The 18,938-nt window shown below is 46.8% G+C and carries 18 protein-coding genes; 6 read left to right on the top strand and 12 right to left on the bottom strand.

The annotated features are described in order from the left end of the window. Nucleotides 1-135: 135 nt before the first annotated feature. From ahpF to KJB05_RS27500, 3 genes are all read right to left on the bottom strand, one after another. A complete protein-coding gene (gene ahpF, locus KJB05_RS27510; RefSeq protein ID WP_208446490.1) occupies nt 136-1,704 on the bottom strand; it encodes an alkyl hydroperoxide reductase subunit F in 1,569 nt (522 codons plus the stop codon). 172 nt (nt 1,705-1,876) lie between these two features. Next, on the bottom strand, nt 1,877-2,434 hold the full coding sequence (gene ahpC, locus KJB05_RS27505) for an alkyl hydroperoxide reductase subunit C (protein ID WP_005374632.1): 558 nt from the start codon (nt 2,432-2,434) through the stop codon (nt 1,877-1,879). A 305-nt stretch (nt 2,435-2,739) separates the two neighbouring features. Then, on the bottom strand, nt 2,740-3,198 hold the full coding sequence (locus KJB05_RS27500) for a MarR family transcriptional regulator (protein ID WP_208446491.1): 459 nt from the start codon (nt 3,196-3,198) through the stop codon (nt 2,740-2,742). Between the two features lie 137 nt (nt 3,199-3,335). Here KJB05_RS27500 and KJB05_RS27495 point away from each other — a divergent pair, with 137 nt between their 5' ends. Continuing rightward, entirely contained in the window at nt 3,336-3,758 is a 423-nt protein-coding gene (locus KJB05_RS27495; RefSeq protein ID WP_005374640.1) for an organic hydroperoxide resistance protein, read from the top strand. Between the two features lie 64 nt (nt 3,759-3,822). On the opposite strand, the gene KJB05_RS27490 is transcribed toward KJB05_RS27495, so the two are convergent. Further along, on the bottom strand, nt 3,823-5,202 hold the full coding sequence (locus tag KJB05_RS27490; protein WP_213053078.1) for an IS4 family transposase: 1,380 nt from the start codon (nt 5,200-5,202) through the stop codon (nt 3,823-3,825). 336 nt (nt 5,203-5,538) lie between these two features. Between KJB05_RS27490 and KJB05_RS27485 the strand changes: the two genes are divergently transcribed. Together KJB05_RS27485 and KJB05_RS27480 are read left to right on the top strand one after the other, a co-directional pair. Then, entirely contained in the window at nt 5,539-5,781 is a 243-nt protein-coding gene (locus tag KJB05_RS27485; protein ID WP_045421516.1) for a type II toxin-antitoxin system Phd/YefM family antitoxin, read from the top strand. Between the two features lie 13 nt (nt 5,782-5,794). Further along, nucleotides 5,795-6,130, top strand: coding sequence for a type II toxin-antitoxin system RelE/ParE family toxin (locus tag KJB05_RS27480; RefSeq protein WP_208446513.1), 336 nt, complete (start codon nt 5,795-5,797; stop codon nt 6,128-6,130). Nucleotides 6,131-6,183: 53 nt separating this feature from the next. Here the strand turns inward: KJB05_RS27480 and KJB05_RS27475 are convergent, their stop codons facing one another. After that, nucleotides 6,184-7,281, bottom strand: coding sequence for a YdcF family protein (locus KJB05_RS27475; RefSeq protein WP_208446514.1), 1,098 nt, complete (start codon nt 7,279-7,281; stop codon nt 6,184-6,186). A gap of 394 nt (nt 7,282-7,675) precedes the next feature. Between KJB05_RS27475 and KJB05_RS27470 the strand changes: the two genes are divergently transcribed. Beyond that, nucleotides 7,676-9,055, top strand: a complete 1,380-nt coding sequence (locus KJB05_RS27470; protein WP_213053078.1) for an IS4 family transposase — start codon at nt 7,676-7,678, stop codon at nt 9,053-9,055. A gap of 40 nt (nt 9,056-9,095) precedes the next feature. Here the strand turns inward: KJB05_RS27470 and KJB05_RS27465 are convergent, their stop codons facing one another. Then, entirely contained in the window at nt 9,096-9,995 is a 900-nt protein-coding gene (locus KJB05_RS27465; protein ID WP_061009002.1) for an AraC family transcriptional regulator, read from the bottom strand. Between the two features lie 184 nt (nt 9,996-10,179). Here KJB05_RS27465 and KJB05_RS27460 point away from each other — a divergent pair, with 184 nt between their 5' ends. Then, nucleotides 10,180-11,043 (top strand): helix-turn-helix transcriptional regulator, encoded by an 864-nt coding sequence (locus KJB05_RS27460; RefSeq protein ID WP_208445391.1) that lies wholly within the window; start codon nt 10,180-10,182, stop codon nt 11,041-11,043. Between the two features lie 91 nt (nt 11,044-11,134). Continuing rightward, the gene (locus KJB05_RS27455) at nt 11,135-11,722 is read left to right on the top strand and encodes a GNAT family protein (RefSeq protein ID WP_208445390.1); all 588 of its coding nucleotides are present in this window, start codon (nt 11,135-11,137) and stop codon (nt 11,720-11,722) included. Nucleotides 11,723-11,833: 111 nt separating this feature from the next. Here KJB05_RS27455 and KJB05_RS27450 read toward each other — a convergent pair whose 3' ends face one another. From KJB05_RS27450 to KJB05_RS27425, 6 genes are all read right to left on the bottom strand, one after another. Then, on the bottom strand, nt 11,834-12,100 hold the full coding sequence (locus tag KJB05_RS27450) for a DUF2999 family protein (protein WP_004746427.1): 267 nt from the start codon (nt 12,098-12,100) through the stop codon (nt 11,834-11,836). Nucleotides 12,101-12,166: 66 nt separating this feature from the next. After that, nucleotides 12,167-13,519, bottom strand: coding sequence for an MATE family efflux transporter (locus KJB05_RS27445; RefSeq protein WP_208445389.1), 1,353 nt, complete (start codon nt 13,517-13,519; stop codon nt 12,167-12,169). Nucleotides 13,520-13,605: 86 nt separating this feature from the next. Continuing rightward, nucleotides 13,606-14,457 carry a helix-turn-helix domain-containing protein gene (locus KJB05_RS27440; protein ID WP_208445388.1) on the bottom strand — a complete coding sequence of 284 codons (852 nt, stop codon included), beginning with the start codon at nt 14,455-14,457 and terminating at the stop codon, nt 13,606-13,608. An 82-nt stretch (nt 14,458-14,539) separates the two neighbouring features. Beyond that, complete coding sequence (locus tag KJB05_RS27435; RefSeq protein WP_208445387.1) at nt 14,540-15,649, bottom strand: lipocalin-like domain-containing protein; 1,110 nt, start codon at nt 15,647-15,649, stop codon at nt 14,540-14,542. Next, nucleotides 15,649-18,174: an ABC transporter permease gene (locus KJB05_RS27430; RefSeq protein WP_208445386.1), complete on the bottom strand. Its 2,526-nt coding sequence runs from the start codon at nt 18,172-18,174 to the stop codon at nt 15,649-15,651. Before KJB05_RS27430 ends, KJB05_RS27435 begins: the two co-directional genes overlap by 1 nt. Beyond that, nucleotides 18,161-18,871 (bottom strand): ABC transporter ATP-binding protein, encoded by a 711-nt coding sequence (locus KJB05_RS27425; protein ID WP_208445385.1) that lies wholly within the window; start codon nt 18,869-18,871, stop codon nt 18,161-18,163. Before KJB05_RS27425 ends, KJB05_RS27430 begins: the two co-directional genes overlap by 14 nt. Between the last annotated feature and the right edge of the window lie 67 nt (nt 18,872-18,938).

The following is an 18,938-nucleotide window of genomic DNA, read 5'->3' as shown; positions in this document are numbered from 1 at the left end:
AATGATGACAACTACCTTGAAAAACGCCGGTTTTTTGATTTTATTTCTTGTTACTCATCGCTGTCACGGTGCCCCGATTGGTTTTCCGGGGAAGAAAACACAGCACCGTGCGCTTTGTGCTCAAGAAATTGGAGATTAACCTTGCTTACGGATTAGGTAGTCAAATGCGCCTAAGCTTGCTTTTGCACCTTCACCCATCGCAATGATGATCTGTTTGTAAGGAACGGTTGTTGCGTCACCGGCTGCGAACACACCTTCTAGGCTAGTATCGCCACGGCTGCCGACTTCAATTTCGCCGCGCTCAGATAGGGCTACTTCTGAATCTTTTAGCCATTCTGTGTTTGGTACTAGACCGATTTGAACAAAGATACCTGACAGTTCAATCTCTTTGATTTCATCTGTGTTGCGGTCTTTGTACTTCAAGCTTGTTACGCGAGTACCGTCACCTACTACTTCTGTTGTTTGCGCCATCGTGATGATGTCTACGTTTGGTAGTGAGTTCGCTTTGTCGATAAGCACTTGGTCTGCGCGAAGTACGTCTGCGAATTCAAGAACCGTTACGTGTTCTACGATACCAGCGAGGTCGATAGCGGCTTCGATGCCTGAGTTACCACCACCGATAACTGCAGTTTTCTTGCCTTTGAACAGTGGGCCGTCACAGTGTGGGCAGTACGCGACGCCTTTGTTGCGGTACTCTTGCTCACCTGGAACGTTCATTTCACGCCAGCGTGCACCAGGGCTAAGGATGACACTCTTACTCTTCAGCGTTGCGCCGCTTTCAAGTTGGATGTGAATCAAACCATCTTCTGTGTGTGCTGCACCCATTAGCTTCTCAGCTTGTTGCTCAGTCACGACGTCTACATCGTATTCTTTTAGGTGTTCTGCTAGGTCAGTTGCTAGTTTTGGACCTTCAGTACGTTTTACCGAAATGAAGTTCTCAATTGCCATGGTGTCCATAACCTGACCACCAAAGCGTTTAGCAACAACACCAGTGCGAATACCTTTACGAGCGGCGTATAGAGCAGCTGCGCTACCACCAGGACCACCGCCGACAACAAGCACGTCGTATGGGTCTTTTTCGCTTAGTGCTTTCGCCGCTTTCTCGCTCGCGCCGTCATCCACTTTGTTTAGGATTTCAGTCAGAGACATACGGCCTTGACCGAATAGCTCACCGTTCACGAATACACTTGGTACTGCCATGATGTCGCGTTGTTTCACTTCATCTTGGAACAAACCACCGTCGATCATGGTTGCTTTTACTTTCGGGTTGATTGCCGCCATCATGTTGAACGCTTGAACCACGTCCGGACAGTTTTGACACGACAGTGAAATGAAGATTTCTACGTCTAGATCTTTGTCTAGTGCTGCGATTTGCTCAATCACTTCTGGTTCTAGTTTGATTGGGTGACCGCCCGAATGAAGCAGTGCCAATACTAGAGAGGTAAATTCGTGACCCATTGGCAAGCCTGCAAAGCGTAGTGCTGTGCCTTTTGCTGGGTTAGTTACCGCCATCACTGGTTTACGTGCGCTTGCGTTGTCGTCACGTTCAACGGTGATTAGGTCGCTCATCTCTGCGATTTGGTTCGCTAGAGACAAAATGTCATTCGATGCTTTGCTTTCATCTAGACTAACCACTAAACGAACTTCTTCTTTTACATTAGCCAGATATTGTTTGAGTTGTTGTTGGATCGCTTGGTTTAACATAGTTGTTACTACCTTAATTAAAACTAAAAAGTGGTTACTGTAGATAAAACCTGAGGGGGAGAGAGCAAATCAGGCAGAAGGTCGTCAAGGTATCTAACCTGAAGTGCTCTCTAATTCAGTTCTAATCAGAAAAAGGAAATCGGGAACTGATTAGAACTTAAATTTCAGTGGCTTAGATTTTGCCAACTAGGTCTAGTGATGGAGCTAGTGTCTCTTCACCTTCTTTCCATTTAGCTGGGCAAACTTCGCCTGGGTGCGCTGCTACGTATTGAGCTGCTTTCACTTTGCGTAGTAGGTCTTCTGCGTCACGACCGATACCTTCAGCAGTGATTTCCATTGCTTGGATAGTACCTTCTGGGTCGATTAGGAACGTTGCACGGTCTGCAAGACCTTGACCTTCACGCATCACACCGAAGTTGTTTGTGATGTTGCCTGTTTGGTCGCCAAGCATGTAGTACTGAATCTTACCGATTGTGTCTGAGCTGTCGTGCCATGCTTTGTGAGTGAAGTGTGTGTCAGTTGATACTGAGTACACTTCTACGCCACGTTTTTGTAGCTCTTCGTAGTGGTCTGCTAGGTCGCCCAGTTCTGTTGGACATACAAACGTAAAGTCTGCTGGGTAGAAGAAGAATACTGCCCATTTACCTAGAACGTCTTGTTCTGTTACTTCAACGAATTCGCCGTTTTTGTACGCTGTAGCTGCAAATGGTTTGATTTGAGTATTAATCATAATTTACTTTCCTTTGAATGTTTTAAGCTGAGCTGTTGTTGCTTTCGGAAAGTATATTCTCATCGGAGTGTGTTTAAGGAAAATCGCTTGTAACTATCCTATTGATAGCCATTTCCTATTTCCCTTGATAGGGAAATCCGATGTAAGTGAGTTTGCTTTGATAGGTTTTATTGAAGATGAACGCAGATTAGTAATAGAGAATACCGATGATGACTTTGAGTAGATCGTCTAGCTAAAATCGAAAGAGCCTGCATCTCGGCAGGCTCTTTCTAATAGGAAGTGGGGAAGCGGATGCTTCTATCTTGTTAGCTCAGATTGTCGAGGACTTTGCCACACAACTTCTTCAGCATGATCATTTCATCTAGCTCTAAGGTGATTTTATACATCATGGCGTTTGGCACTGACTTAGCTTGCTCTTTAAGGGCACGACCTTGCTCGGTTAGATTGAGTACGCGAACGCGCTCATCGGTTTCACTGCGACCACGCTCTACATAGCCTTTTGCTTCTAAGCGTTTAAGCAGCGGCGTGAGTGTGCCTGAGTCCAAATGCAGTTGTGACCCCAACTCTTTCACACTGGCACCGTCTTTCTCCCACAGCACCATCATCACTAAGTACTGCGAATAAGTCAGATCAAGCTCGTCCAGCAATGGGCGGTAAGCTCGGATCACTGCATTTGCTGCGCTGTAGAGCGGGAAGCAAACTTGGTTTTCGAGTAAGAGTTTATCGTCGTCGGTCATGGTGTTGTCGGTGTAACACTGGCTCATTGGCGTTGCCTACCTGCTCATAGAGAAAGAGAGTCATAAAATAAATTGTGCACAATATAGTTGCAAACGATCTTTACTTCGATATAAGATTGCAAACAATTAAATTGTGCGCAACTTAAATTAAGAAGGACACTCGTATGACTACTCTATACAAAACTCAAGCTACCGCTTTGGCTGGTCGTAATGGTCAAGTAAAAACTGATGACGGTCTTCTCGATCTAGAGCTGTCATACCCGAAGGAAATGGGCGGCACAGGCGCAGCAACTAACCCAGAACAGCTTTTCGCAGCGGGCTATTCAGCGTGTTTTTCTAACGCGATTCTTCACGTTGCACGTGAAGGTAAAGTAAACCTGAAAAGCGCTCCTGTAACGGCAGAAGTGGGCATTGGTCCGAACGACAACGGCGGCTTTGCACTAACAGTGAGCCTAGCGGTAGAGCTAGACATGCCACAAGAACAAGCGCTAGAGCTAACGCGCATTGCACACCAAGTTTGCCCATATTCAAACGCAGTTCGTGGCAACATTGATGTGGCAGTAACGGTAAACGGCGAAGCAATTTAAGCGGTTTCAACCACTGCACAAAGACAAGAAAGCCTGCAAGTACGCCTGTCTCTTGATCACAAGTCTAGTGATCAAGAGACATTGCGAGCTCGTAGCCTTCAAGGATGGTTTGCAGTTTAAACCATCCTTCCCATAGTGCCTTTATTGAAGCTCTGCCCGTCCTCTTGGTATCTTTCCAACCGCCTAATTTAGCAAGATTTCTGTACGCCCAGCTCATATCGGGTACTTCTTTAGGTAATGTCTTGCTTTCTAGTTTCAACCACAGCAGCTTCCAAGCTTTTGTGCCCAAGGCCTTTTCACAACTTTCTGTTGATAGCTCATCAACTTCTTTAATGAAACGTAACGCCAATAAACGAGTCGCAACAAAGGCATAGATGACACTTAACCTCTCTAAGTTACCTTTACTTTGGAGTCTTAGTGACTCCACATCCGTACCTTCACTTTTCCAGACTTTATGGAAGTCTTCAATCAGCCATCGACGCTCGTAATAACCGATAATTCTCATGGCGTCTTCAACGTTGTTTATTGGCTCCGACGTCAAGAGGTGCCATGCTAACTTGTCTTTTGATGCCCCTTGCTCAAGGCAACCAACATAATAAACAGGTATGCCTGCGTGCTCTTTTTTGTTTGCCGGAGCCTTTAATGTCACCTGACCATATTTAACGTCAAGCTTTACATCTCTCGCTTTTCTCCCTCCTTTTTGGGGGATGGTAAGCTCCTTTGTCTCGACACTTGGTAACGCTTGCGCATAGTCGTAAAGCTTTTGAGCGTGTTCTTCTAGACAACGACTTTGCATTGAGCGAACGACAAAGCGCTGCTGATGTTGACGTTTATAAGTTAAGTATTCGAATAGGTCTGCTTCTCGGTCACAGACCGAGATAACATCTAACATCTTATCCCCTAGGCGCTCAACGACACGGCGAGAAGCTTGCTCCCATTTGTAACTCTCTTTCTCCTCGTAAGGACGAGTCGCGTGTTGGTGCTTTTGCCCACGCTTAGTAATATCTCGGCTCCATCGTTGTTGCTCTATAAGACCAACAATGGTCTGACTTTGTGGTGCAAAAAGTAACGTCGAATGTACATGGAGAGCTCGAATTCTGTCGCCTTGATTCGTGTGCCCGAGTTCATCTTTTATACTTCGATGAGGAAAACAGAGCGTTGTTGTATCTTCAAGCGCGAGTAATTCCTCATGCTCGTTAGCTCGAGATACCGTTGATTGAAAACCTGCTTCAGCGATGTCTTTTGCATCGATGTTTTCATTGCGGATAAAGCGATATGCCCCTTCCATATCGGCGGGAGAAAAAGGAAGTTTAGCCACGGAGACTCCTGGTTGATTAGCAATGGAAGTCGCTAAACTGATGAGGCGTTGTGTTCTTCGAGGATCTTTAAGTTGTGCTTGTCCAAATTGTTCTTGCGCCCAAAGTTTAGCGTCTGAGTGTGTCATCTTAGTGTTTCAGTAAGGATTCTTAAGTGATCAGATCGCACACACTTGAAAGAGTTCAAAAAAAAATCCCTAAGCTACAAGCTTAGGGATTTGTGTATAAGAGACAGGCAAGTACGCAGGCTTTTTCTATATTTGAAGTAGGAGTCTAAATTTAAACTTAATTTGGTTTGTTCGAAATGCACGGGTATAGTTGGCAAGATTAGGTCAAAATCTAAACGAAAAATAGAATGTGATTAGCACTTTCTATTGATTCAAATATTTCGGTCAAACCTGCAGTATAGCTCGGCTGGGTTCGCTTGTTGTTACACCAGCGAGGTTGCCGATAGGAGTCATGTGATGAGCACTGAAACGGTAAGTTATCTAAAAAAGAATGCTGCGAAGCTTGAACTGGATGAACCAATGACGATTACGCAAAATGGTAAGCCTATTTATGTCGTTGAGTCTTATGAAGAACGTCAGAGGCGTGATGAAGCCATTGCTTTAATGAAGTTTGTTAGCTTTGCTCAAAATGATGTTGCGAATGAACGTGTAAAGTCATCAGAAGATATGAAGAGCACGTTAGCAGCACTCAAAGATTGAGTTTGATAAGAGCATGGAAGCAAAAGTTCTCTATACACAAACCTTTGAAAATGCGGCTATTCAGACTATTAACTATTTATCGAACTGGAGCGCTCGCAACGATGTGATTGATAGATTAATTGCGGTTCAGCAGAGGTTTGAACACAACGTTTTGAATAACCCGTCTATCTATCCCCCTTGTTATGAACTGACAACAATCGGTGTTTACGACATCCGGCAATTTAGCTTTGATGGATTCAAGCTGCTTTACCGAATTGGTGACAAAAATACTATCTATGCTCTCGTGATTCTGAGTGACAAACAAAACCTACAAAACGCATTGATTGACCACTGCATCATGTTCAAATGATTCTATGAGAGACCGCATTAACGCGGTCTCTTTTGCTATCTGGCTCTAGTGTATTAACGCGACTCTAGCGGGTAAGAGCGGTAGCTCCACATGCCGTAGGTACGCAGTGCATCGCGGTAGATACCAAGCAGCTCGCTACCGCTGGCTTTGGCTAAGTCTTTCAGTGGTTTGTCTGGGTAGCTTACGGTGTCAAAAGTGATGCCTTGCGGGCCAGTTTGCCAGCTTGCGATTTCAAACAAGGTTTGACCACGACGTACGTGGCTCGCTGAGCTTATGATGGTCGCGTGTTTAATGTTATGACGCGCCAATGCGTAGCTGCTGAATAGGGCGTTGCCTACCGTGCTGGTGGCGTAGTTTTCTTCAATGATGCGATCTTTGCTGATGCCTTTTTCAATCAGCCAATCCGCCATTAACTTGCCTTCGGTTTTGTGGTTCTTCGGTACGCCGCCCGTCAATACGATCAACGCGTCTGGGTTTGCTTTTGCCATGGCTAGCGTGGTTTCCAAACGCTCAACCAAGATCTGGTGCATCGAACCATCTGGGTTCAGCGCGTATCCCAGCGTGACGATTGCGCCTTTGTCATCCAATTTGCCTTTGTCGGCTTTCTCTTTTAGTGGCGTTGCAAGTACGCGGTCTACGGTGTCGAAGATGCGTTGGATGTCTGCCGCTTTACCTGCATTGAGCTTCGTGAGTGTCGCCATGTGTTTCGCTGATTCCGCTTGGTTGCCCTCAAAGCGTTGCCATACCGCTAAGTAAGCGTGCAAATCCACATCGTCTGGTGCAACAGAAAGGGCTTGTTCAAACAGTTCAATCGCGCGATCTGCATTCTTGTTGTAGATCTGCGCGTTTGCTGCAGAAATCAGTAGGTCAGTACGGTACGGCTCAAGTTTGTATGCTTCTAGTAAGCGGTCGGTAACAATCTCCATGTTGCTCGGCATTTTGGCGGTAAAACCTGCATGCGAGATACGCGCAGGGGATTTGAATGCTTGTACCGCGTCATTCAGCAGTTGGTCGACAACCTGACGTTTGGTGACGATCTGTGAGTAGTCGGCGGAAGATTGGACGGCAGCATCGTTAGCTGCGATAGAGTATGGGGCAGCAGTCAGCGCAATCACGCTACCAAGAGCAATGGCAAGTAAGTTCTTCTTCATGGAATGTCCTAGAGGTGCTGTAGTACCTAGTTTTTATTGTGCCTAGCGTTGTAGGTCGAACGGGGTCGATGGAATTTTTTCAGTCTAGGTTCGCTTCATGAATAATCTGTGAAATGAATCCCAACTCAGCCGAGCGAATGAGCGCGCGTGGTCAAAACGCGAAGTAGGATCACGAAAATATTGAGGTATTCGTTCGTGTTCTAAGTAATTGGATTAAAAGATAAACAGCGTTTGGAAGAACGGATTTAAGCAACCAGAGTAAGAAATGACAAAGCCTGCAACGATGCCTGTCTCTTATACACAAATCCCTAAGCTTGTAGCTTAGGGATTTTTTTTTGAACTCTTTCAAGTGTGTGCGATCTGATCACTTAAGAATCCTTACTGAAACACTAAGATGACACACTCAGACGCTAAACTTTGGGCGCAAGAACAATTTGGACAAGCACAACTTAAAGATCCTCGAAGAACACAACGCCTCATCAGTTTAGCGACTTCCATTGCTAATCAACCAGGAGTCTCCGTGGCTAAACTTCCTTTTTCTCCCGCCGATATGGAAGGGGCATATCGCTTTATCCGCAATGAAAACATCGATGCAAAAGACATCGCTGAAGCAGGTTTTCAATCAACGGTATCTCGAGCTAACGAGCATGAGGAATTACTCGCGCTTGAAGATACAACAACGCTCTGTTTTCCTCATCGAAGTATAAAAGATGAACTCGGGCACACGAATCAAGGCGACAGAATTCGAGCTCTCCATGTACATTCGACGTTACTTTTTGCACCACAAAGTCAGACCATTGTTGGTCTTATAGAGCAACAACGATGGAGCCGAGATATTACTAAGCGTGGGCAAAAGCACCAACACGCGACTCGTCCTTACGAGGAGAAAGAGAGTTACAAATGGGAGCAAGCTTCTCGCCGTGTCGTTGAGCGCCTAGGGGATAAGATGTTAGATGTTATCTCGGTCTGTGACCGAGAAGCAGACCTATTCGAATACTTAACTTATAAACGTCAACATCAGCAGCGCTTTGTCGTTCGCTCAATGCAAAGTCGTTGTCTAGAAGAACACGCTCAAAAGCTTTACGACTATGCGCAAGCGTTACCAAGTGTCGAGACAAAGGAGCTTACCATCCCCCAAAAAGGAGGGAGAAAAGCGAGAGATGTAAAGCTTGACGTTAAATATGGTCAGGTGACATTAAAGGCTCCGGCAAACAAAAAAGAGCACGCAGGCATACCTGTTTATTATGTTGGTTGCCTTGAGCAAGGGGCATCAAAAGACAAGTTAGCATGGCACCTCTTGACGTCGGAGCCAATAAACAACGTTGAAGACGCCATGAGAATTATCGGTTATTACGAGCGTCGATGGCTGATTGAAGACTTCCATAAAGTCTGGAAAAGTGAAGGTACGGATGTGGAGTCACTAAGACTCCAAAGTAAAGGTAACTTAGAGAGGTTAAGTGTCATCTATGCCTTTGTTGCGACTCGTTTATTGGCGTTACGTTTCATTAAAGAAGTTGATGAGCTATCAACAGAAAGTTGTGAAAAGGCCTTGGGCACAAAAGCTTGGAAGCTGCTGTGGTTGAAACTAGAAAGCAAGACATTACCTAAAGAAGTACCCGATATGAGCTGGGCGTACAGAAATCTTGCTAAATTAGGCGGTTGGAAAGATACCAAGAGGACGGGCAGAGCTTCAATAAAGGCACTATGGGAAGGATGGTTTAAACTGCAAACCATCCTTGAAGGCTACGAGCTCGCAATGTCTCTTGATCACTAGACTTGTGATCAAGAGACAGGCAACGATGCAGGCTTTTGGTTTATTTGATGGCAGTGCAGAAGCTAACGTCTGCATGATGCGTTTGTGGGTCGAAGCTGTGGTAAAGCTCAAAGCAAGGGCGGTCGTCGTTCTCAATACCGGATTCAATTATCTTGCTCATGACATCATCCCACGCTTTTGAGTATTGGCTCGGGTCAGTAATGTGCTGGCGCATCACCGCATATTGACCGCCGGGGAAGTCTTGCAGCTCAATACCTTTCGGAACTTCGGTATCTTCTGGCACCATCAAGCAGATATCAGTGCGACACTTCTCGTCTGGCGTGATTTCTGGGTTGTCATGGTAGATGAAGATGCAGGTATTGCCCGCCAAACCTTTCATTCCTGCCCATTGATACAGGTGACCTGATGGCTCTTCATAGCCTTGGCCGTAAGGGCCGTTTACACGAATGTAAGCCAGTTTTGCTTTTTCAAAGTTTTGCGTTTCCATTGTCGTGCTCCATTTGGTGAGTTCAGAGCCAGTATATGAATCGCTTGGTGTTACTTCGTTTCCATTCTTGCGCAACGTGTGTCCAATCTTGCTGTTTCGTGCTAATTCAGAAAACTGCTGATAGTTTTCGCAGTCACGAAAGGCTGTAGGTGTGACGCCATAATGTTGTTTGAAGGCTTTGGCTAAGCTCTGTGAGCTAGAAAATCCGTACTCTAGGGCAATGTTCAATACCGGTTGTTTGGATTTGAATAAGTCATCGGCGGCGGCTTCTAGACGCAAACGTCGAGTGAAATCGGCTAATGTCTCGCCTTGCACGGCTTTGAAGGTGCGATGAAAGTGATAAGGGGAAAGGTTCGCCAGCGCGGCCACTTCTGGTAGGTTGAGTGGTTCATTAAAGTGTTGTTCTAAATAACGAATCACAGGAACCAGTCGTTGGTGGTAGTCGACGCGCATCGGGGTATTTCCTTGTTCTGTTCAGCTTGTTTTCTCTGCTCAAAGCCTACCGCAATCCAACAAGCTTGCAAGGGAGCAGGGTGAGAAATGCGTGGCGAGATGCGCGTCAATCAGTCACACTCAACGAGCTGGTGTTTAAGCAAAAACGTTGCGCTTATTATCTTTACTAACCGCTAGGACAATCATGATAGCTTGGAAACAGTTTCTGCCAGAGTACGAATGGCTCATTCATCAAGTTTGGTACTTGGAAGTGCCAGAGGGTGAAGTCATTGACCCCAAGCCGCACCTTATCCCAAACCCGCGTGCTCATTTACTCTTTACGCCATCAGAGCAAGGCTACAGCTACGACACGGGAGACACAAAGCTTGCTGGCAAAGGCTGCCATTTATTAACGGCTAACGAACACTTGCTGTTGTTGGAAGATACGGCACCCATCAAGCGTATTGGTATCACCTTTCGCCCAGAGGGTTTGTATGCCATTGAGTCACGGTTTAGTGATGCATCCCAAGTTGCAGCAATTAACCAATGCGAATGGTTTGATTGGCTCAGCGCGGCGTTTGATGAGCGCTTTCAACTGGGTCTATGGCAGTTAGAGTTGCAAGATTCACCGCAATGTTTGCAGGACTATATCAAGGGACATTTAGATGCGTTAGATATCGAACCTTGCCGTTGCAGACCGTTTTTGGCATCGCAAAAAGCGGTGTCCGTGATGGACGCTCAAGCACTACGCTCACCTGAGTTAGCGATGGATATTGATGAGATATCCAAACAGTGCGCCTGCTCTCGCAGAACGCTTGAGCGCAGTTTCAAACAAGTGGTGGGGTTGAGTGTTAAGCAGTATCAACAAATGGCACGTCTGGAGCAGATGATTTTGACTCTCTACAAGCAACAAGAAGCGATTGATTGGGCGAGCTTCTCACAGCAATTTGGTTTCAGTGACCAATCGCATTTGATTCGTACCCTCAAACAGCAACTAAGAAAAACGCCGAGCAAATACTTGAAAAAGCGTGACTTAACCATCGATATCTATGGCGATTTTGAGTCGTAATACATTACTAATCAGCCTGAAAGTTGTCGCAAAAATCCAATTTTTCTCTTATCCGCTAGGCTACTATTTTCGGCAGATAACGAGGTAACACATGTCATATCAAAAACTAAAACAAGGCGAAGCCATCCCATTTAATGAATCTTTGACTATCCAACTGATTCAAGGCTCTGATCTACAAGATATTATCGAGATGTTGAACGACGATAAGGTCAATCAGTATCTGTTCTTCGCACCTGCTGACAACAGCCTGTATGAAGGCTTCTTTGGCCCTATTATTGAAAATACGGCACAAGCGATCAAAGACGGTGTCTGGCCAGACAGCCCAACGTTCGTGATTCGCGACCAACAAGGTCAGTACATGGGAATGTGTGCAGTGACCGCGGTGATGTTCTTAACTGGCAACTACGAAGTGGGTTATCAGTTACCTACTTGCGCGTGGGGCAAAGGCGTTGCGACTCGCGCTTGCCAAATGATGACCGAGATTGGCTTTACTGAGCTAAACGCCCATAAAGTCAGTGCAGATTGCTACGCTTCTAATGCTGGTTCTTACAAGACGTTAGAGAAAAATGGTTTTACTCAAGAAGGCCGTCAGAAAGACTACTACAAACGAGAGCAAGGCTTTGACGACAAGCTGTACTACGGCATGACCGCAGAACAATTCGCGGCTTTAAATCGCTAATAACTAGCCGACAAAAAAAGTAGCTAACAACAACGTAGCCAACAAAAAAGGCCGTTAACCCACATGCTCGGGTTAACGGCCTTTCCTATATTCAGCGCTAATGGCTAAGACTTAGTTGCCTTGGTTTTGACTTTGAAGCTTCTCTTTTGCTTCTTCAACCTTTGAGAAATCCAATCCCAATTCGTCTACCGCTTCTTTGATTAGCGCAGGGTTTTGCATCACTTGCGCCATCAGCATTTGTAGCTTGTCTTGTGGCAAACCTAGTTGGCTGATTGTTGCCATTGCCGCTAGAGGGTTTTGCGTCAGAGTCTGAAAAATCTCGTTGATTTGCTCATCGCTAATGTTGTTCTCTTTTAGCAGCGCAATAATCGGGTTCATCGCATTTCCTTTTAATCACAGAATGAAATAGAAGCCGAGTTTATCATTTGGCTGAGCTTGGTTGAACTAGGAACTTCTCGCCAAGGAAGTTGTTAGCTCCACTGCGCGTTTTCGGTAGTTGAATAACATACTCAAACTGATCACTGCAGTGAGTGTTTCTGCAAAGACAATGCTCGCCCAAATGCCGTCTTGCGGGAAGAACTTAGGCAGTAGCAATACACCTAGCGCGACAAACACAAATCCTCGGCATAAGGAGATGAGCGTCGCTTGTTTTGGCTTGGCAATGGCTTGGAACAGGTTGGCAATTACCATGTTTAACCCCATCAAAGGGACGCCGAAGAAGTAGAACGTCAGTGCGCTCGCGGCGATTGGGATTAAGTCATTCGCGTTGCCTAAGTAAATCGAGGCAATCAGTGGCGCTGACAGCCAGATACCTAAAAGAAAGACTGTGCCGCTGCCCATAGCTGCTTTCATCCCCAATTTTAGAATCTCGTCAATGCGTTCTGGTCGCCCTGCGCCGTGGTTAAAGCTGATGATTGGCTGACAAGCTTGCGCGATACCGACCATCACAAACAGAGCGAATACACCGACATTGGTGGTTAATCCATAGGCGATGATGTGGCTTTCACCGAATTGGCTCAGCAACACGTAGTTGAACAGCACGATGGTCATCGCGGATGTGACTTCGATAAAGAATGTCGGAGTACCGATGCTTAAGATTTCTTTAGTCTTGCTTAAGCCGATGCCTTTTAGGCTGAATTCTAATGAGCCTTTCTTACCCACGAAATGAGTCAACAAAATCAGTGCGATAACCGCTTGAGCAATGGCCGTACCATACGCTGCGCCTTTCATCCCCATGTTCATCTCTATGATAAATAGGTAATCAAAAGCTAGGTTGGTAATGGCACCAATCGACATCGCATAGGTGGCCAATTTCGGGTTGGTGTCGTTACGCACAAAGCAAGACAACACCCAAGCCAGCGAGTAAAGAACAAAGAAGGGCAGCAGCACGATCAGGTAATCATGAGCAAGCTGAGCCAAGTTGCCTGAAGCGCCCATCAAGGCAATCAATTCATCCAACCAAATGAGAGCGAGCGTCACCGTGATAGTGGATAACAGAGTGGTAATCAACATGGATTGGCTGAACCACATCTGGCTGGATTCCGTGTTGCCTTTGCCTATTTCGATCGACATTTTGGCAGCGCCACCAATGCCAACCATCATGGCGATGGCAGTAAAAATAGAAAACGGTGGAATCACCAAGGCAATAGCACCAAGCCCATCGGGCCCGACGCCTAAACCGATAAATAACGCATCACCCATGATGAACAGTGATTTAATCACCATTCCAGTGAGCGCTGGCCATAGATACTGATAAAAGGATTTTGAAATGGGATCAGTTTTTAGATTGATAGTCATGGAATAGAAAAATACCCGAATGTGGTGGATTTATGTTCGGGTATTATCAGTACATTCAAGCGTGGCGAAAAGGGATTATCCGCCCATTATATTGCACTATCTAAACATCGGTGACGAAATTCCGCTGGCGTTTCTCCTTTTTGTTTTCGATAGAATCGGCTGAAATACGCAGGGTCATCAAAGCCCAATTCAAACGCTATGGTCTTGACGGTTTTCGTCGAAAACACCAGTTCTCGGTTGGCTTCTAATATGATTCGGTCATGAATTAGTTGCGTGACCGTCTTGCCTCTGGCAGCTTTCACTAACTCGTTTAGACGCTTACTGGTGAGAGCTAATGCATCGGAGTAAAACTGGCATTTCTTTTGTTCGCGATAGTGCAGCTCAATTAATTCGGTTAACTGAACGATGCGAGAATCTTTCTGCTCACCTTTTTGAGATGGTGTTTTAGCAAAGCGCAATGCATAGCGTAGAAAGCTGTTGATGAGTGATTCGACAAGGTCCCAATCGCAATCCTGTCTTTCACACTCTTCTTTGATTAGGGTGTAAATCGATTCTAGGTAGGGAAAACCCTCGTCGCTGCAATCGAGGTATGGTGGTCGCTCAATCGTAGAAAATACGCTATTTACCAACTGTGTGCTGCGTGGATTGGTTTCAGCAAAGCCAGGACGGAATATCAACATGCGAATGTTTTTACCCATGAACTCGGAATGGTGAACCTGCCCTGGTGAAATGGTAAATAAGCGACCAAGGCGGTTTTGGTATTCGACGAAATCGATGCTCTGTGTTCCGCTGTTATCTAAACACCACACGATTTCCCAGTACTCGTGACGATGCGGTTCGATGTATGGGTCTTCTTGGATGTCCGAAAATTCAAGCGCTCGACACGGCTCACCTAAAATGAGTCGCACTTGTCGGATTGGCGAAATCATATTGCTCATGAGGGCATTGAACAGCTCTTGGGGATGAGGATTTGATCATTATGAATCGAATAGTCAAGATTGTGCACGTAAATTTTTGTGCTCAGTAGCCGGTGAGTTCCATATAACCAGTCCCGGAATGAGAGCCCTCAATACGCACAGGGCCTTCCCAATAAGGCACCGAAAGGGGCATTTTCGCGTTCGGGTTGAGTGCAGAAACGGTAAGCTCAATTTGCTGATTAGGAATCGACACTTGCCACTCGGTTGGATACTTTCGCCCTTGGATTTCTGTTTGCTTAGTCGCCTTTAACTGAATGTCTTTTTGAGAAATGGCGATGCCAGAACCATCTTGCTGCATCAGCCTTGCGCTGGAGTAACTGGCTGCTCCGGTTTTGGAATCCCGCAATTGGAACACCACCAAGCTGGTGTCGTCACTCAACCTTAAGGCAAACCAGTCCCAACCTTGTTGTGAGTCGAGTAAGAATTGCGAGCTCCACTCTCGGTCTATCCAACCTTTGCCGGACACTTGATGGGTTTTGCCGTCGATCGTGACTTCACCGGAGACTTCAATAAACGGTTGGCTGTAGTAATACGAAGCCACCCGTCCATCGGCGCTTTTGGTGCTGTAACCTTGCTCGCCTTGCTTTTGATACGGTGCGCTGCTGGTAAGCATCAGCGAATAGCCAAACTGCTCGGAGTTCGCCTTCAATGTGGCAGGGAAGAGGTCGTTGGTTGAAGAAGTCCACTGCCAATCATCGAGGTAAACGCGAAATGGTGAGGTGTCGACGCTAGCGAGAGAGGCTTGAGCGCGTGACCATTTTTCATCAGCGTAGTGTTTGTCGGTTGTCGTGACCGCGCTGTGCGCCATGTAGATTTGTTGAGCTTGCCACTCGGTTTTCTTCACGTCATCTTCGTCCGTTGGCGGCGCAGCAGCAAAGCGAAATTGTGTCCACTGGACGCCAAGTGGGTTGCCATCTTCATCAATTAAGTTAGCGGTTAAGTACCACCATTCATGACGAAAGTTTGGGTGCGCTTGATGATCGGCAGGAAAGGTGAGTTCCACCCCTTTTTCTACGGGTGTGAATAGTTTGCTCTCGCTTTGCGTATCTCCGCTTCCCAGCAAAGTGCCCATATTTTGTTGTTGGGGATCTTCACAACCGAACAGGAATAAGCTGCTTATGAGTAGAGTAAGTGTGCTTGCTAATCTAGCCATCACAACACCTCGCTTTGCAAACTGGACACGACAGGCTTGCTGACCAATCGCCACAGCGGAATCAAGGTTGCGATCACTGCCACCAAGATGGTGATTGCCGCAATGCTCAGCGCATCACTCCAATTCCACAGATAATTTAAACTCCAACCAAAAGCACGCAAGGTGACGATGTCTGTCAGCACATATCCCACTATGGCACCGAGGGGCAGGGCAATAACCAGAGTAAAACTGACCAGAGCAACGATCTGCCCGACCACCATGGTCATTAATTTGCGACGGCTGACGCCAAGTGCATACAGCCTTGCGATGGCGGCTTTGCGCGCGTCGAGCAACATAAAACAAGCACTGAACAAACCAATCACCGCGACCATCAAAGTCACGCCGTTGAGTGCGCGTGTAATGGCGAAGGTCTGCGAGAAAATATCTAACGCTATGGATTTGATTTGCGCCTGATCGTAGAGCTGACTTGGGTGTAGATTCAGTTGCTCGCGCAGTTGGTCGTAGACGATTTGTGGGTCCCCCGAGACTTTAATACCAAGGCTTGTTGGTAAGTCGGTAAATCCGCTCTCTTGCCATAGCTTTGGTGCTAATAACACTTCACCGTTGGGTGAGCCGTAATCATGGAATACCGCACCCACAAGTAGGTTCTTATTTGGAACGGCATCAAGCGTGAGCTCGCTACCCAGTGATAAACCCAGTTTGACCGCGGTTGGCTCACTGATAGCGACTAACTCACCTTGGTAAAAGCGTGGCCAGAAGTTCTCCAAGTGCGATTTGAATACCATGGTTTGTTCTAAGGTGTCTTTGTCTTTGGTGCCAAGCAAAATCGGTAAGCCTTGCAGGTTATCGTCGACGTAGTATTGCTTGTAGACGGTCTCAACCTTGTCGAACTGTCCCAATGCGCGCTCTGCATCAGCGATTTCTCCTTGGGCAGGGCTGACGTAAATATCGGCGTGTAGCCTTTGTTCTAACCACTGTTTTAGGGTGGATTCAAAGCTGCCCACTAAGGTGTTCATCCCCATATTGGCTGTAACAGCGAGCAGCAGTGCCATCATGGCGAGAGAAAGCGGAGAAATCAGCTCGCGCAGCTCAGCAAACAGATACTGCATCAAACCGGAAGTGGTGCGCTTCTCGCACCAATTGGCTAATACGCTGAGTGTTTTAGGTAGATATAAAGGAATCGACACCACAAGTACGCCGAGCCACGCCATGGTGAAGCGGTGATGCTCACTCAGCCATAACCCTGCAAGTGCGAAAGCCGTCAGCGCAGCACCTATCACGAACAATTGGTTTTCGTTAGAGGCTTCAGGTGCTTGATAAAATCCACCATGAGAGGAAAGCGGCTGACGCACTCGCTGTTTAAAGTGCTGCCAACATGCTAATAGGGTGGCGGCTAACGTGAGCAGCAGCGCTTGCGCCCACCATTGCCACTGCCAAGTGCCGGGCAGAAGTGTCGCGCCATAAAGTTGTTCTAGAGTCAGTGCCACGGTCGGGTGTAACCAATGGCTGAGCTGTATGCCCAATACAAAACCGAGGGAAGCGCCGATGGTAACGAGAAGAGTGAGTTCAACTAACAGTGCAGAGAACACAATGCTCGGCGCAACGCCCGCCTGTTGAATCTGCACTAACAGCCGATTGCGTTTCAGCAAGCTGTATTTTACGCCGTTGTAGGCAATGAACAGCCCGACTAAAAAGGCAAGTAAGCTCATTGCGGTGAGGTTGAGGTGAAAGCTGTCGGTCAGCGAACCAAGGTCTGTACTTTGGTTATTGGAAATCCATTGTCCTTGTTCACCAATCAGCTTCTGCCATTTTGCTTGCGTGTCTTTATTCCCTTTATTACCCGACTGGAAAACCGCGATGTAACTGAGCTGTCCTTGTTTATTGAGCAGTTGCTGCGCAAAACCAATGTCCATCAACATTCGGCTGCCTAACTGCCATTCGTCAGGTAGCACCACCACTTGGGTTGGAATATCGTCCAGAGTTAGGGTTTCTACCTCTCCTAAGTTTTGATGTTGAGATTGGCTCATCATCACGATTGGCTCGCCAGCTAAAAGCTCAGGTAAAGGTAAAGCACTGTCGAACAAAGACACGTTTTGTTGGTTTTCTGATGACTTTCCGTTTGCAGAATACCGAGAACGCGAAGAGATGGCAGCAATCAACTCGCTGCCTTGTACTGACCAGCGTCGACCTTGTTCGTCTCTCACTCGCCCTTCGATTACAGGTAGCGCTGCACTGAGTCCGTTTTGCCTGAGGGTGAAGTAGAGCGATTCAGGCAGGTAGTTTTGCCCTGCTGGTGGAATAATTAAGTTCTGAGCTTGTGCGCTGAGTTGCTCGGTAGACTCCGCATAACTGCGCTTGGCATTGAGGTTGATAGCTTGCACCGCAACAAACAAGGTCACAGCCAACACGATACCGATCAGAATCGCGGCAGCTTGCAGTGGCGCCTGCCGATAGTGCGCCGCAAACAGGTTTAGAGCGAGTCGGGTATGAGTAAATCTGGTGTTTGATAGCTTAGCTTGCTTCATGGCGAAGCTCATGTTTGTTTTGGCGATGACTGTTCTGTAGCTGACTATTATCTAATCGCAGCCGTGTTTTCATAAACTCAGCGCATTCAGGGCTGTGGGTGACTAACAGCACTGCCGTATTGCCTTGGGTGGTGATTTCACTCAGTAGTTTCATCACTTCCAAACCAGCTTTTTGGTCGAGGTTACCTGTGGGTTCATCAGCAAGCAGCAGTTTAGGTTTGTGGGCTAATGCGCGCGCAATAGCAACTCGTTGTTGTTGACCACCGGAAAGGGCAGAAACATGTCTATCGAGCAGTTGGCTGATGCCCAGAGTCTCGACCAAGTAATCGCACCAGTCGTTCCATTTCTGTTGATTCAAATGCAGAGGGAAGGCGATGTTTTGCTGCACGTTGAGCGGCGTTAACAGATTGAATTGCTGGAAGATAACACCGAGCTTTTGGTGTCGAAATCGGCTCCATTGTGGGTCTTTCCAAGTCGCCGTGTTATCGCCATCTAACCACAACTCACCTTCGGAAAGCGGCTCAAAGCCAGCGATGATATTGAGTAGGGTACTTTTGCCGCTACCACTGGCGCCCGTCAGCGCAACACTCGCTCCTGTGTTCAACGTAAAGTCGACGCCTTCCAACACGCGATGTGTCTCTTTGCCATCAACAAAGCTTTTGCTGGCGTGTTTGAGTGTGACAAGTGGGCTTTCCATTTCCTCTCCCTACAATCAAAAGGTGTCGTTTCTTTTGGCAATGGCTATTGCAGTTCGTTCTTTAGAA

The sequence above is a fragment of the Vibrio sp. B1ASS3 genome (assembly GCF_905175355.1).
Taxonomy (GTDB): Bacteria; Pseudomonadota; Gammaproteobacteria; order Enterobacterales; family Vibrionaceae; genus Vibrio; species Vibrio owensii.
This window is presented reverse-complemented; position numbering and strand designations above follow the sequence as displayed.